Consider the following 14,686-nt stretch of genomic DNA (forward strand, 5'->3'; position numbering starts at 1 on the left):
GGTATCCGCCGGGCGTTCCTCCCGGGGGTGGTCGGTGACAGCGTCGTGGCCCAGCCGCATGTGCGACGAAAGGTGAACGGCGATGACTTCCTACCGTGTGGGCCTGCTGGTGCCCAGTTCGAACACGACGATGGAGACCGAGGTCCCCGAGGTGCTGCGCCGGGTCGCGGCCAGGTCGGACAACAGATTCACGTTCCACTCCAGCCGGATGCGGATGAAGACGGTCACCGCGGAGGAACTCGCCGCGATGAACGCCGACGCCGACCGCGCCGCCGTGGAACTGGCCGACGCGGCCGTGGACGTGATGGCCTACGCCTGCCTGGTCGCCATCATGTCCCAGGGCCGCGGCGTGCACCGGGACATCGAGGAGCGGCTCACCCAGACCGCCAAGGACGCGGGCGACCCGGTCGACGTCGTCTCCAGCGCCGGCGCCCTGGTGGCGGGTCTGCACCACCTCGGGGCCCGCAAGGTCTCCATCGTCACCCCGTACATGAAGCCGCTGACCGCGCTGGTCGCCGACTACATCGAGGCCGAGGGCATCGAGGTCCAGGACGCCGTCAGCCTGGAGGTCGACGACAACCTCGCCGTCGGCCGTCTCGACCAGGCACAGCTGCCCGAGATCGCCGAACGCCTCGACACCCGCGGCGTGAACGCGGTCGTCCTCAGCGCCTGCGTCCAGATGCCCTCCCTGCAGGCCATCCCCGCCGCTGAGAAGGCCGTCGGCGGACTCCCCGTCATCACCGCCTCCACCGCCACCTCCTGGCAGCTGCTCAACTCCCTCGGCGCCCACACCCCCGTGCCCGGCGCGGGCGAACTCTTCAAGCACTGACAGGCGCCCCGCACAACGCCCCCTCCAAACATCCACTCACGACAAGAAGGAGCCGTCCGTGACGACGGATAGTGCTACGGAACCTCGCACAAGCGCACCCGGGCGCCTGGGAGACCCAGAGCTCTCACTCGGGACCGACCCCCGGGTCCACCCGGGCGTGGTGGCGGCGTTGGCGCCGTTCGGTCTCGACCGGCCGGCGTCGGCGCCGCCGGTGACCGCCCGCTCCCCGCGTGCGGAACTTCTGGAGTTCGCGGCCGCCGCCGAGGCCGCCTTCGAGCCGGTGTTCGAGGCACTGACGGCGGGGTTGCCCGAGGTCGAGGGGATCGCATCGGAGACCCGCACGGCGGTGGCTGCCGACGGCCACGAGATCAAGCTGTACGTGACCCGTCCCCAGGCCGCGGAGGGCCCGCTGCCCTGCGTCTACTACGTCCACGGCGGCGGCATGGTCATGATGGGTGCGACCGGCGCGGTCTACGACCGCTGGCGGCGCGAGCTGTCCGCCGACGGCCTGGTCGTCGTCGGCGTCGAGTTCCGCAATGGCGCGGGCAGGCTGGGCCCCTACCCCTACCCGACAGGTCTGGAGGACTGTGCCACGGGTCTGAAATGGGTCGCCGAGCACGCCGCCGAGCTGGGCGTGTCGAACATCGTGGTGTCGGGCGACTCGGGCGGCGCCAACCTCGCCCTCGCGCTCGCCATCAAGGCCAAGCGCGAGGGGTTCCTCTCCACGATCTCCGGGGTGTACGCCCATTGCCCGTACGTCCACGGCAAGTGGGCCGCGGACAGCGGAGCTCTTCCCTCCGTCGCCGAGAACGACGGGTACTTCAACCAGCGCGACATGATGCAGGTGCTCGCCGAGATCTACGACCCGGGGTCGGCACACATCGACGAGGCCACCTGCTGGCCTGCCCGGGCCACCACCGCCGACCTGGAGGGGCTTCCGCCGCACGTGATCTCGGTCAACGAGCTCGACCCGCTGCGTGACGAGGGTCTCGGCTACTACCGCCAACTGCTCGCGGCGCGTGTCCCGGCGAGCGCCTGGCTGAACGTGGGGCTCTCCCACGAGGCCGAGATCCTATTCCGCGCGACCCTGCCCGAGGTCTACGCGGCGAACATCCGCAGCGTCAGCGGCTTCGCCCGTTCCCTGGACCGGCGAGCAGGGCGTTGATGGCGGACGTGGTCTCGTCGTCGTACGGCACCCACAGCTGCAGCCAGTGCTGGCCCTCGCCGACGAGGAGGACCTCGATGGTGAAGCGAAGGGTTCCGGCTTCGGGGTGAAGGAGAACCCGGCTGCCCGGCTGCCGGAACGCGACCGGGTGAGCGGCCCATCTCCTGGCGAACTCGGGTACCGCGCCGAGGTCTTCGACCAGCATGCGGAACTCGTCGTCGGTGCCCCACTCCGGTTGGGCGGAGCGGAGCCAGCCGACGAGTTCGTCGGCGATAACGGCCCAGTGGTCGTCGGCGAAGATCGTGTGCGCCATCGGGTTCAGGAAGTGGAACCGGAAGAAATTGGGCCGGTCGTCGTCCAGCACGCCGAGCGGCCTGACCACGCCTTCCCAGGCGTGGTTCCATCCCACGAGGTTGTAGATCGGTCCGAGCAGGCACGCAGGCGTGGGATCCAGATGGTCCAGCAGCGCACGCAGCGTCGATCTCGGCTCTTCGCCGACCGGGTGGGCCGCCGGGACGAGTGTGCCGCTGTGCCGGTTCATGGCCAGCATCGCAAGGTGCCGCTTCTCGTCGTCGGACAGCCGCAGCGCCTCCGCGAGTGCGCCGAGCACCGCGACGGAGGGGTTGGTGTCCCGCCCCTGCTCCAGCCGTTCCAAGTACTCGACGCTCACGCCGGCGATGGTGGCGAGTTCCTCGCGCCGCAGCCCGGGAGTTCGGCGCCGGCCGGAGGATGGCAGCCCCACCTGCTCGGGTCGCAGCTGTTCCCGGCGCGCTCGCAGGAACCCGCCGAGTCCGCCCGCGTCGGCCCTTGCCGTGTGATCCTTCATGATGCCAACCAGTCAACTCTTTCCAGTCAGGACGCGTATCGCATCCCCGGGTTGATGTATCAGCTGTGCTCTGGCAGTTACGTGCGGGCCTTCGCGACCAACTCGCGGACGGCGGGGGCCACTTCCTCGCCGAACTGCTGGATGGTGGTGGGGTTGTCGCCCGCGAGGATGTAGCCGGTCACCCCGTACTCGACGCTGATCTCGGCGAGCTGTCCGGCCCACTGGACCAGCGGACCGGTCAGGACCGGAGAGCCATCCGGGGTGAAGTGGTCGCCGATGTTGAGCAGCCGGTGGATGGCGGCGGGGTCGCGTCCGGCTGCCTGGGCGCCCTCGTCGAGGTGCCGGCTGGCCTCGGCGAGCCCGGCGAGCCCGCCCTCCAGGTAGCTCAGGCTGGGCACCCATCCGTCGGCGACCCGGCCGACGAGCCGGAGGATGCGGGGCCGGTACGCGCCGACCCAGATGCCGATGTCATGGGCGGGCGCGGGCCCGCGCTTGGCGCCGGCGACCTGGTAATGGGAGCCGTCCACCCGCACCCCGCCACGGGTGTCCGTGTCCCAGATCTCGCGGATGACGGTGATGGCCTCTTCGAGGGCGTCGATGGACTCACCCGGGCTCAGTCGTCGGCCGCCGATCGCCTCGATGGCGTCCCAGAACCCGCCCGCCCCCAGAGCCAGTTCGACGCGCCCGCCGCTCAGCAGGTCCAGGCTGGCGGCACTGCGGGCGATCACGACGGGCTGGCGCATCGGCAGGTTCATCACGTTGGGCGCCAGTCTGATCCGGCTCGTCGCCGCGGCCAGGTAGGAGATCAGCGTCCAGGAGTCCAGCAGCCTCGGTTGGTACGGATGGTCCTGGAAGGTGGCCAGGTCCAGCCCGGCCCGCTCGGACAGCCGGGTGAGCTCCACCACCTGCTCGATGCGATCGACGCTCGGCGTGATGAAGCTGCCGAAGAGCAGCTCTTGCGGTTGTTGGGTCATCTCCTACGACCTCCTCGAAGGCCCGGGCCACGGCTGACACCGAATCCAGGACGCATGTTAGTTGACGTAACAACATTCCACCACACGGCGACGCCGTTTTCGATCACTGGGCGACGAGCGGTCACCGAGATCGCGCCCGCGGGGGGATGCCACTCAAACTTGCGACACAGCGCCTGGACAGGCTGTCTAAGCTCCTCGTCTGGACATGGTGTTGATGCATCACATATAAAGGTGATGCATCAACCCTCCGCAGCCATTCCTAAGGAGTTTGCAGCCATGCGCAATTTCTTCTCCCGCCGTAGCGCCATCACCGCAGCCCTGGGCCTGGGGGCATCCCTCGCCGCACCCTCGGTGGCTCAGGCGGCATCGAAGAGGAACTCGGACCACCGCTCGGACAGGCCGGAGTCCAGAAAGAGCGCGACGCCCACCAACGACTTCACTCCGGAGAACGCCGCCATGCTGCTGATCGACCACCAGATCGGCACCATGTCCTGGACGCACTCGCACGACGTCGAGGAGGTCAAGAAGTCCGCCCTGAACCTGGCGAAGATAGCCACCGCCACCGAGATGCCGCTGGTGCTGACCTCCAGCATGGAGGAGAACATCCAGGGCCCGCTGCTGCCCGAGCTGGAGGAGATCGCGCCGAAGGCATTCGCCGACCGCATCAAGCGGGCCGGCATCGTCAACGCCATGCACGACGAGAACTTCGCCCAGGCCGTCCGCGCCACCCGCCGTAAGAAGATCATCATCGCAGGCATCACGACCGAGGTCTGCGTGGTCTTCCCGGTCCTGCAACTCCTCGACGAGGGCTACGAGGTCCAGGTCGTCACCGACGCCTCGGCCTCCTTCACCAAGATCGGCGACGACGCCGCACTGCGCCGCATGGAACAGGCTGGAGCCGTGATCAGCTCGACAGCGCAGGTCGTGTCCGAACTCGCCGTCGACTGGACCACCCCGAGGGGCCAGGCGCTGGCCGCCCTGCTGGGCCTTGCCTGAGCGGCACCATCGCCGAGCCGAAAGGCCCGAGGGCCCCTGCGGCCCGTGGGCCTTCGGCCGGCAGTCCCTGAGAAGGACACACCATGGATCGCTTCACCGACAAAACCGACATCATCGCCGGAGCCGGATCGGGGCTCGGCCGCGCCGCCGCCGTCCGTCTTGGTTCGGAGGGGGCGGCACTGACCCTCGTCGACATCACCAAAGACGGCCCCTCCGAAACGGAGGCCGCAGTCCGCGAAGTGAACCCGCGGGCGCAGTTCGTCTCGGTCGTGGCCGACGTGTCCCGCCCCGAGGATGTCGAGCGCTACGTGGCGACCACCCTTGAGCGCTTCTCCCGCATCGACGGCTTCTTCAACAACGCCGGCATCAAGGGGCGCCCGAACCCGACCGAGGACTACGGGGTAGAGGATTTCGACCCCGTGGCGGCCATCAACCTCCGCGGCATGTTCCTGGGCCTGAAGAAGGTGCTCGCCGTGATGCGCCGTGAGGGCGGTAGTTCGGTGGTGAACAGCGCGAGCGTCGGAGGTATCAGGGAGGTCGAGAGCGCGTCCGCCTATGTCGCGTCCAGCACGGCGTCGTCGGCCTGACCCGGACCGCGGCCCTCGAGTGCGCATCGTCCGGGATCCACGCCAACGCGATCGCCCCGGGCAAGATCTGGACGCCCATGATCGAGAACGTGATGCGCAGGCTCGACCCCGAGGACCCCGAGGACCCCGAGGACCCCGAGGACCCCGAGGGCACCGCAGAGCAGTTCATCGGCGTCAATCCGACCCAGCGCCACGGGCAGCCTCACAAGATCGCGTCCGTCGTGGCCTTCCTGCTCTCCGAGGACGCCAGCTACGTCAACGCCACGGTGCTGCCCATCGACGCCGGCCAGTCCGCGAAGTACCTCTGGCCCTTACGAGGTCGGCCCGGTCCGCGGGCGCGCCGGTTGCCGTCGCCCGCCCCAGACTCAAAACCCCAGGTCGGCAGACCTGGGGGTTTCACTTGTTGCCCAGGCCGAGGGCCCAGCTGACACGCGCCGGACGATATAGTTGACATATCAATCTTCCCGAACTAATTTCGTAGACGCGTCAACAAACACCCGACGAAGTCGGACTCCCGCCGCGTCGAACCGCCCGAGTTCCAAGGAGAACAAGTGACTGTCAAGGTCGTCGAGGCACCCGAGGCGCGCCGCTACGAAGCGCGGATGGACGGGAAGCCCGAGGTCGCCGGGTTCTCGGAGTACATCCGGACGGCGGAACTGATCGCGTTCGTCCACACGGAGGTGGCACCGGCGTACGAGGGCCGCGGGGTCGGTTCCGCGCTCGTGCGGACCTCTCTCGACGAGGCCCGCGCCGCTGGGCTGCGTGTGCTCGCCACCTGCTCCTTCTACGCCGGCTGGATCGACCGCCACCCCGACTACGCCGACCTGCTGTACCAGAACCGGAGCAAGGTGAGTGACTGAGCGGCCCACCCGGGTCACCCAGCCCGGCACGCGGTCCCACGGCACCCCCGGGGGGTGTCACCCACCCGGGAATAGATGACGTATCACCTCGTTTGACTACATGAGCGGTTCGGTAACCCCAAGGAGTTCCACCATGCAGTTCGGCATCTTCAGTATCGGTGACATCTCGCCCGACCCGGCCACCAGGCAGACCCAGAGCGAGGCCGAGCGGATCGGCAACATCGTCAAGGTCGCCCGCCGCGCCGACGAGGTGGGGCTCGACGTGTTCGCGCTCGGGGAGCATCACAACCCGCCCTTCATCCCCTCCTCTCCCCCGGCCGTGCTCGCCCACATCGCGGCACTGACCGAGCGGATCATCCTGAGCACGGCCGTCACACTGATCACCACCAACGACCCGGTGAAGATCGCCGAGGACTACGCGATGGTGCAGCACCTCGCCAAGGGGCGCCTGGACCTGATGCTCGGGCGCGGGAACACCGTCCCCGTCTACCCCTGGTTCGGCAAGGACATCCGTCAGGGCGTCCCGCTCGCCCTGGAGAACTACAACCTCCTCCACCGCCTGTGGCGCGAGGACGTCGTCGACTGGGAGGGACAGTTCCGCACCCCGCTGCAGGGCTTCACCTCCACGCCGCGCCCGCTGGACGACGTCCCCCCTTTCGTGTGGCACGGCGCCATCCGCAGTCCTGAGACCGCCGAGCAGGCGGCGTACTACGGCAACGGGTTCTTCGCCAACCACATCCTGGCCCCGAACTTCCACTTCAAGCCGATCGTCGAGCTCTACCGGCGGCGGTACGAGCACTACGGCCACGGCACCGCCGAGCAGGCCATCGTCGGCCTGGGCGGCATGGCGCACATCGCCAAGCGTTCCCAGGACGCGGTCAACGCCTTCCGCCCCTACTTCGAGAGCCACCCCATTTTCCGGGGCTCGAAGCTGGAGGACCACATGGCCGCCACCCCCCTCACCGTCGGCAGCCCGCAGCAAGTGATCGACAAGGTCCTCACCTGGCAGGAGGGCTTCGGGGACTACCAGCGCCAGCTCTTCGGGGTCGACGGCCTCGGTCTGCCGGTCGACCTGGCACTGGAGCAGGTCGAACTGCTGGGCACCGAGGTCGTACCCGTGCTGCGCGAGGAGATGGCGGCCCGCCGCAAGCCCGGCATCCCGGACGCCCCGACGCACGCCTCCCTCATCAAGGCGAAGTACGGCGACGCCGCGCCGCGCCAGCCGCGTCCGAACCCCAACCGCGGCGACAACCTGTCCGGCACCTCGCCCTACCAGGACAGCGACCCGACCGTCGAAGCCAGCTACCCGGCCGCGTTCTGACGGCCGCCGTCGGCACCCATCAGGAGCCTCGCATGAACGCCCTCTCCCCCACCGCTGCCTCGGTGACGATCGCCATCGTCAACGCCGGCGTCAGCGACCCCTCGTCCACCCGCCTGCTCGCCGACCGCATCGCCCAGAAGACGGTCGACACCCTCCGGGAGTCGAGCACGCAGGCGACCGTGCGCGCGATCGATCTCGGTCCTCTCGCCACGGACATCGCCCAGGGCATCGTGAGCGGCATGCTCCCCCCGAAGGTGCAGTCCGCCATGGAACTGCTCGCCTCGGCCGACGCCGTCATCGCGGCCACCCCGGTCTACAAGGCGGGCATCAGCGGCCTGTTCAAGTCGTTCGCCGACCTCGTCGACAACGACCTGCTGATCGCCAGGCCGGTCGTCCTGGCCGCCACCGGCGGCAGCGCACGGCACGCCATGGTCGTCGACGAGCAGCTGAGGCCGCTGTTCGCCTTCCTGCGGGCGATCCCGATGCCGACGTCCCTGTATGCCGCCCCGGAGGACTGGGCGTCGACCGACCTCGGCAAGCGCATCGCACGGGCGGCCCAGGAGCTCTCCGTGATGGTGCGCAGCGGAGCGGGCCGCGAGATCGCCGACGGCAACTGGGGCGGATATCAACACCAGTTCGGCGGCAACGCCACCCGGGCGGAGCGGTCCCTGGAGGACATCGACTTCGACACCGACCTCATGCGTCTGGCCACCGGCGGCAACGCGCTCGCGCGAGGTGATGAGCAGGCCGATGCACACTGACGGCCGGCGCGCCACAGTCGTGGTCATCGGCGGCGGGCAGTCCGGCCTCTCGGCCGGCTACCACCTCATGCGACGCGGATTCACCAGCGCCCTGACCGACCCGGACGGCGAGCGGACCTTCGTGGTCCTCGACGCCGAACCGGCGGCCGGCGGGGCGTGGCGGCACCGCTGGGAGTCGCTCCGGATGAACACCGTGAACGGCATCTTCGACCTGCCCGACTTCCCGAAACCTCCCATCGATCCCGAGGAGCCCAGCCGTACGGCGGTGCCGCGCTACTTCGCCGCCTTCGAGCAGGCGAGCGCCCTGCCGATCCTGCGGCCGGTGACGGTCAGCGCCGTACGGCCGCTGGACGACCGCCCCGACGGCGAACTGGTCGTGGAGTCCAGTGCCGGGACCTGGATCACGCGGGCGGTCATCAACGCCACCGGCACCTGGACCAACCCCGTCCGTCCCCGCTACCCGGGTCAGGAGAGCTTCACCGGCCTCCAGTTGCACACCCACGACTACGTCTCGGCCGACCGGTTCGCGGGCCTCAGGGTCGCAGTCGTCGGCGGTGGGATCTCGGCGCTCCAGCAGTTGGAGGAGATCTCCCGGGTGGCCACCACGTACTGGTACACCCGGCGCGAACCCGTCTTCCTGGAGGGCGGGTTCGACCCCGAGGTCGAGGGACGTCAGATCATCGCCAAGGTCACCGCCGACGTGGAGGCGGGCCGACCCACCGGGAGCGTAGTCTCCTACACGGGTCTGGGCTGGACCCCGTACGCGCTGGCGGCGAAGGAGCGCGGGGTCCTCGAACGCCGTCCCATGTTCACCGCGATCGAACCCGGCGGCGTACGCGAGGCGGACGGTTCCTTCACGCCGGTCGACGTGATCCTGTGGGCCACCGGTTTCAAGGCCGCGCTCACGCACCTGGACCCGATGCGGCTGCGCAACGAACGCGGCGGAATCACCATGCAGGGCACCCAGGTGGCCGGCGAACCGCGTGTGCACCTCGTCGGCTTCGGGCCGTCCCAGTCCACCGTCGGCTCCAACCGTGCGGGCCGCCAGGCCGTCAACAGTCTGCTGCGGCAGTGGAAAGCCGCCGAGGTGTCCCACTCCAGCGAGAAGGTCGGCTCATGAAGTTCCAGGTCCTCGACATCCTGCCGAACCTCAAGAACCCGGTCACCGGGCGCGAGGTCCACCCCGACGAGCGCTACTCCCAAGCGCTGACTTCGGCCCGCTACGCCGAGGAGTTCGGCTTCGACGCGGTCGCGCTGGGCGAACGCCACGCCGGTGACTTCCTCTCCAGTGGGGTCACGGTCCTGCTCGGCGCGATCGCCGCGACCACCAGCCGGGTCCGTATCCAGACGGGCGTCTCCGTCCTGTCGATCCACGACCCGCTGCGCGTCGCCGAGGACTACGCCACGGTCGACCAGATCTCCCGCGGCCGCCTGGAGCTCGTCATCGGCAAGGGCAACGAGATGCGCCAACTGCCCATGTTCGGGATCGGCAACGGCGACCAGTGGGACGCACTGGCCGAGAAGTACGAGCTGCTGCGCCGCCTGTGGCGCGAGGAGAAGGTGACGTGGGAGGGCCGTTTCCGCGGTCCGCTGGACGACGTCACCAGCCTGCCGCGGCCGTTCGCCGGAGCCCCTCGGGTGTGGCACGGTTCGGCGACCACGCTGACCTCGGCGAGTCTCGCGGCCCAGTGGGGTGACCCGCTCTTCTCCGCCAACGCCATCCAGCCCCGCGACAAGTACACGGCCCTCATCGACCACTACCGCGCCGAGTACGCCAGGCACGGCCACGACCCCCGGTACGCGTACGTCGCCGCCGGGTCCGGCTTCCTCTACCTGGCCGACACGACCCAGGAGGCGCAGGAGGCGTTCGGGCCGACGTACGAGCGGATCGTGGCGTATTTCAACCAGCCCGGGAACCACACGCCGGGCAACGAGATGACGTTCGCGACCATCGACGACGCCATCGAGCGCGGGCCCGTCCTGGTCGGCTCTCCGCAGCAGATCGCCGAGAAGATCCTGTGGTGGCACGAGGCGTTCGGGCACGACCTCCAGTCGTTCAGCCTCCCGACGGTGATCCCGCACGAGCAGCAGCTCGCCATGCTCGAACGCTTCGCCTCCGAGGTCATCCCGGTGGTGCGCAAGGCCGCGCCGACGACACTGTGGGGCGACGGCGACCCCTACGGCGGGCGCCCCGCCGTCCACGGGCGAACAGTCGCCGACGCCGCCGCGGAGATCACGCGACGCTGAAGCCCTGGCGTCTCGCACCGCGAACACCCGCTGCCCTCCGGGCTTTCACCGGAGCGCAGCGGGTGTTCGCGTTGTGGCAGCGGCGCTCTGTGCGGTCACGGCACCGCAGCCACCACGGTTTCGCACACCGGCAGTTGAGGCAATGTCGCATCGGCCACTGGAGGGCCGTAATCGCTATCGGCCTCGATATTGGCCCCCGTGGGGTCCCGCCTCCATGCTCCTCCACACCTGAGGCACCCCACTCGGCGACGCCCGCCAGTCCGTCGGCACGACGAGCCACCAAGCGTCGCCGCCTCCAGCAGTCCCCACGTATCCTCCCGCAAGGAGCCGCACACATGAACGAGCCGCAACGCGACCTGTCCGGCCCAGCCTTCTCGGCAGGTCACCGCTCCCTCTCCCGCCGCCGCTTCTGGCAGCTCGGCGCCGCCGCGGCGCTCACCGCCGGCGCGACCACGCTGTTCCCCGGGCGCTCCGCCGGCGCCGCGACCACCGACACCGCGCAGGACTACTTCGACGCGGCCGCCGAGCTGGCGGGCGACGACCCGGTCCTCAACGACCTCATCGACGCGCTCAGTTCCGACTTCGTCGTGCCGCACCCCTCCGCCCCCAAGCCGCTGAAGATCTTCGACGACGTCGCGGTGCTGAGCGTCGGCTGGGTGTCCGCCACGGCGATCCTCACCTCGGGCGGCATCATCCTCATCGACGCCCTGAACAATCCGACGGAGGCCAAGCAGTACATCGTCTCGGGCCTGCAGACCCTCGGACTCGACCCGGCGACGATCAAGTACGTCGTCGTCACCCACGCGCACGCCGACCACTACGGCGGTGCCCAGTACCTCGCCGACACCTACGGCGCCCGCGTCATGATGTCGCCGACCGACTGGGGTTCGGTGAGCGGCAGCTACGCGCCGACCCGTGACCTCGACATCACCGACGGCCAGAAGCTGACGCTGGGATCCACGTCGGTCACGCTGCGGTACACGCCGGGCCACACGCGCGGCACCGTCTCGCCGATCTTCCCCGTCAAGTGGAAGGGTGCCGCCCACTCGGCGATGCTCTGGGGTGGCACCAAACCGCCCACCTCCACCACCGACAAGCAGACCTACCTGTCCTCCGTCCAGACCTTCGCCTCCCAGATGCAGACGGCCGGCGTCGGCGTCGAGCTGAGCAATCACGCGTTCTGCGACTACGGGCTGGAGCGCATGGCGCAGCTGCGCACCGCGCCGAACACCACGAACAACCCGTTCGTGATGGGCACTTCGGGCGCTCAGGTCTTCATGGACGTGATGGAGAACATGATCCGCGGGAGGATCGCGCAGGACCAGGGGTCCGCCGCCACCTCGACGGTGGCGATGGCCGCTGCCGGGCACTCGGGCTGCGGCTGCTGACGGGCGAAGCATGACAGGGCGCGGCCGGTGGGTCCCACCGGCCGCGCTGCGGCCTGCGTTGTCACATGCGGTGCCGGGCGTCGAAGTGGGTGGAGTGCGTGGTCAGTTTGCCGAGCAGGGCGATGAGGGTGTGCAGTTCGTCCTCGCTGAGGGAGCCCGCCCATTCCTGTTCGCGTTCGTTGTGCGCCCGGAACGCGGAGGTGATCGCCTCCCGGCCGGCGTCGGTGAGCCGCAGCTGGACGGCGCGTCCGTCGTAGGGCGCCCGCTCCTTGCTGACCAGACCGTCCTTCTCCAGCGTCGCCACCAGGGCCGACACGGCCGCGCGGCTCATGCCGGACAGCTCCGCGACCTTCTTCGCCTCGACCGGCCCGGCGAGCCAGATCGCGAACAGGACCCGGAAACCGGGCCATGACCAGCCTCGCGGCCGGTGCACGGTGGACTCCAGGTCGTAGACGAGCATGTTGGCGGCCCGGTGCAGCGTGAGCACCAGGCGCATGGCGAGCGGGTCGACTCCGGGCAGTTCGCGGCCTGCCCGTTCGACGGCGTGGTCGATGAACGACCAGAAGTGCAAATGCTCGGCGTCGGACTGTTCCTGGGTCACAGCGGGAGTGTAGGCTCCCCAAATAATCAACGCTTTGATTATACGTTCTGATCTGGACATCAGCCCTTCTCAGCCGCTCTGTTCCCCTCTCCACGGAGCCCTCATGTCCCAAGCCCTCGCCCCGCCCGGCCCGGGCGCCCTGCGCGCCTGCATGGCACGGTTCGCCACCGGTGTCACGGTGGTCACGTACGACGGCGACGACGGCCCGCGCGGCGCGACGATGAACGCGTTCACGTCCGTCTCGGCCGACCCCCCGCTCGTGCTGATCAGCGTCGCCCGCCGGGCCCGCTGCCATGACCAGCTCCAGGGCCGGCCCTTCTGCGTCAACATCCTCGGCGCCGAACAGGAGCCGCTGGCACGGCGGTTCGCGGGCATGCCCGGCGCCGCCGAACCCCGCTGGGCGCCCGCCGCCCGCGTTCCGCGCCTCGACAACCCGCTCGCCTGGGTGGCCTGCGATCCCTGGCGGTCGTACGACGGCGGCGACCACACCCTCGTCGTCGGCCGCGTCACCGACCTATGCCACCGCGACGGCGACGCCCTCACCTACGCCTGGAGCCGCTTCGGCACCCTCGCCGAGACCGCCGACGGCATCGAACACCTCATCTGACCTCTCAAGGAGCCCCCCGTATGGCCGCACGCACCGGCAAGGAATACCTCGAACGGCTCGCCATCTCCCGCCCCACCGTGCACATCCAGGGCGAGACCCTCACCGGCGGCGTCCAGGACCACCCCGCCTTCCGCAACGTGGTGCGCACGTATGCCGAGTTGTACGACCTCCAGCACTCCGCCGAGCACCGGGACACCCTCACCTACACCTCCCCCACGTCCGGCGACCGCGTCGGCACCTCCTTCCTCACCCCGCGGACCCCGGAGGACCTGGTCAAGCGCCGCGAGGCCTTCAAGGTGTGGGCCGACCACAGCAACGGCATGCTCGGCCGCACCGGCGACTACATGAACAGTTCCCTGATGGCGCTCGCCTCGGCCGCCGACTGGTTCGCCCAGGCGAACCCCGCCTTCGGCGAGAACATCCGGCGCTACTACGAGAAGGTCCGCGAAGAGGACCTGCTGTGCACCCACACCCTCGTCCCGCCCCAGGTCAACCGCGCGGTCGCCGGCACCCAGCAGGCGGGCGGCAAACTCGCGGCACGCATCGTGAAGGAGGACGACAACGGCGTCGTCATCCGCGGCGCGCGCATGCTGGCGACGATCGCCCCGTTCGCCGACGAGATGCTGGTGTTCCCGTCGACGGTGCTGCGCGGCACCCCCGAGGACAAGCCGTACTCCTTCGCCTTCGCCGTCCCCAACGACACCCCCGGCCTCCGGTACGTCGCCCGCGAATCCCTTGACTACGATCGCCCGCGGCACGACCACCCCCTCGGCTCCCGTTTCGAGGAGTCGGACTGTGTCGTGGTCTTCGACGACGTGCATGTGCCGTACGAACGCTGCTTCGCCCTCGGCGACGCCGAGTTGTGCAACGGCTTCTACGCGCAGACGTCGTCCGTGGTGCACATGACCCACCAGGTCGTCACCCGCACCACCGCCAAGACCGAGTACATCCTGGGTCTGGTGTCGCTGCTGACCGAGGCCATCGGCATCGAGCAGTTCCAGCACGTGCAGGAGGACATCGCCGAGATCATCGCCACCCTGGAGATGCTGCGCGCGTTCCTGCGGGCCGCCGAGGCGGACGCCGAGGTCAACGAGTACGGCGTCCTCACCCCGGCCTTCGCCCCGCTCAACGCGGCCCGCAACCTGTATCCGAAGCTCTACCAGCGTTTCCCGCAGAGCCTGCGGAAGCTGGGTGCGTCCGGGCTGATGGCGACTCCGACGGAACTCGACATCAACGGGCCTGCCGCCGCCGACATCGAGGCGTATCTGCAGTCCGCGACCCTGACCGGTCCCGAGCGGGTCAAGCTCTTCCGGCTGGTGTGGGACACGTGCATCTCCGCCTTCTCCAGTCGACAGGCCCTGTACGAGTACTACTTCTTCGGCGACCCGGTCCGGATGGCGGGCGCGTACGTGAAGTCGTATGACCGTGAGCCGTACAAGGCCAGGGTGCAGGCGTTCCTCGACCGCAGCTGACGCGGCACAGAACTGAGGCGTGGGGGGGGCCCCGCCGCTGCTCCCCACCGCG

Annotated in this window: 14 protein-coding genes and 1 pseudogene; 12 read left to right on the top strand and 3 right to left on the bottom strand. The window is 69.4% G+C overall.

Annotation, left to right across the window (positions count from 1 at the left end; genetic code table 11):
- The first annotated feature begins 82 nt into the window (after window positions 1–82).
- Both ACGFW6_RS21210 and ACGFW6_RS21215 read left to right on the top strand, forming a co-directional pair.
- On the top strand, window positions 83–829 hold the full coding sequence (locus ACGFW6_RS21210; protein ID WP_393511882.1) for an Asp/Glu racemase: 747 nt from the start codon (window positions 83–85) through the stop codon (window positions 827–829).
- Between the two features lie 169 nt (window positions 830–998).
- Window positions 999–1,994, top strand: coding sequence for an alpha/beta hydrolase fold domain-containing protein (locus tag ACGFW6_RS21215; protein ID WP_393511885.1), 996 nt, complete (start codon window positions 999–1,001; stop codon window positions 1,992–1,994).
- On the opposite strand, the gene ACGFW6_RS21220 is transcribed toward ACGFW6_RS21215, so the two are convergent.
- Complete coding sequence (locus tag ACGFW6_RS21220; RefSeq protein WP_393511888.1) at window positions 1,951–2,820, bottom strand: helix-turn-helix domain-containing protein; 870 nt, start codon at window positions 2,818–2,820, stop codon at window positions 1,951–1,953. The two genes, ACGFW6_RS21215 and ACGFW6_RS21220, sit on opposite strands and share 44 nt — an antisense overlap.
- Window positions 2,821–2,897: 77 nt before the next feature.
- On the bottom strand, window positions 2,898–3,794 hold the full coding sequence (locus ACGFW6_RS21225; protein ID WP_393511891.1) for an LLM class flavin-dependent oxidoreductase: 897 nt from the start codon (window positions 3,792–3,794) through the stop codon (window positions 2,898–2,900).
- Window positions 3,795–4,070: 276 nt separating this feature from the next.
- On the opposite strand from ACGFW6_RS21225, the gene ACGFW6_RS21230 reads away from it, so the two are divergent.
- The 8 genes and pseudogenes from ACGFW6_RS21230 to ACGFW6_RS21265 all read left to right on the top strand — a co-directional run bounded on the left by ACGFW6_RS21230 (window position 4,071) and on the right by ACGFW6_RS21265 (window position 11,954).
- Complete coding sequence (locus ACGFW6_RS21230; protein WP_393511894.1) at window positions 4,071–4,790, top strand: isochorismatase family protein; 720 nt, start codon at window positions 4,071–4,073, stop codon at window positions 4,788–4,790.
- An 83-nt stretch (window positions 4,791–4,873) separates the two neighbouring features.
- Window positions 4,874–5,805: pseudogene (locus tag ACGFW6_RS21235) on the top strand (SDR family oxidoreductase).
- 123 nt (window positions 5,806–5,928) lie between these two features.
- A complete protein-coding gene (locus ACGFW6_RS21240; protein ID WP_393511896.1) occupies window positions 5,929–6,237 on the top strand; it encodes a GNAT family N-acetyltransferase in 309 nt (102 codons plus the stop codon).
- A gap of 133 nt (window positions 6,238–6,370) precedes the next feature.
- Complete coding sequence (locus ACGFW6_RS21245) at window positions 6,371–7,558, top strand: CE1758 family FMN-dependent luciferase-like monooxygenase (protein WP_393511899.1); 1,188 nt, start codon at window positions 6,371–6,373, stop codon at window positions 7,556–7,558.
- A gap of 32 nt (window positions 7,559–7,590) precedes the next feature.
- Complete coding sequence (locus ACGFW6_RS21250; protein WP_393511902.1) at window positions 7,591–8,319, top strand: CE1759 family FMN reductase; 729 nt, start codon at window positions 7,591–7,593, stop codon at window positions 8,317–8,319.
- Window positions 8,309–9,439 carry an NAD(P)-binding domain-containing protein gene (locus ACGFW6_RS21255; RefSeq protein ID WP_393511905.1) on the top strand — a complete coding sequence of 377 codons (1,131 nt, stop codon included), beginning with the start codon at window positions 8,309–8,311 and terminating at the stop codon, window positions 9,437–9,439. Before ACGFW6_RS21250 ends, ACGFW6_RS21255 begins: the two co-directional genes overlap by 11 nt.
- The gene (locus tag ACGFW6_RS21260; RefSeq protein ID WP_393511908.1) at window positions 9,436–10,566 is read left to right on the top strand and encodes an LLM class flavin-dependent oxidoreductase; all 1,131 of its coding nucleotides are present in this window, start codon (window positions 9,436–9,438) and stop codon (window positions 10,564–10,566) included. Before ACGFW6_RS21255 ends, ACGFW6_RS21260 begins: the two co-directional genes overlap by 4 nt.
- Before the next feature lie 335 nt (window positions 10,567–10,901).
- Entirely contained in the window at window positions 10,902–11,954 is a 1,053-nt protein-coding gene (locus tag ACGFW6_RS21265; RefSeq protein ID WP_393511911.1) for an MBL fold metallo-hydrolase, read from the top strand.
- 61 nt (window positions 11,955–12,015) lie between these two features.
- Here ACGFW6_RS21265 and ACGFW6_RS21270 read toward each other — a convergent pair whose 3' ends face one another.
- The gene (locus ACGFW6_RS21270; protein WP_393511914.1) at window positions 12,016–12,555 is read right to left on the bottom strand and encodes a MarR family winged helix-turn-helix transcriptional regulator; all 540 of its coding nucleotides are present in this window, start codon (window positions 12,553–12,555) and stop codon (window positions 12,016–12,018) included.
- Between the two features lie 103 nt (window positions 12,556–12,658).
- Between ACGFW6_RS21270 and ACGFW6_RS21275 the strand changes: the two genes are divergently transcribed.
- Together ACGFW6_RS21275 and hpaB are read left to right on the top strand one after the other, a co-directional pair.
- Window positions 12,659–13,162 carry a flavin reductase family protein gene (locus tag ACGFW6_RS21275; RefSeq protein ID WP_393511917.1) on the top strand — a complete coding sequence of 168 codons (504 nt, stop codon included), beginning with the start codon at window positions 12,659–12,661 and terminating at the stop codon, window positions 13,160–13,162.
- 20 nt (window positions 13,163–13,182) lie between these two features.
- Window positions 13,183–14,634, top strand: a complete 1,452-nt coding sequence (hpaB, locus tag ACGFW6_RS21280; protein WP_393511920.1) for a 4-hydroxyphenylacetate 3-monooxygenase, oxygenase component — start codon at window positions 13,183–13,185, stop codon at window positions 14,632–14,634.
- Window positions 14,635–14,686 lie beyond the last annotated feature (52 nt).

This window comes from Streptomyces sp. Y7, assembly GCF_043195415.1.
In the GTDB taxonomy this organism is placed as follows: Bacteria; Actinomycetota; Actinomycetes; order Streptomycetales; family Streptomycetaceae; genus Streptomyces.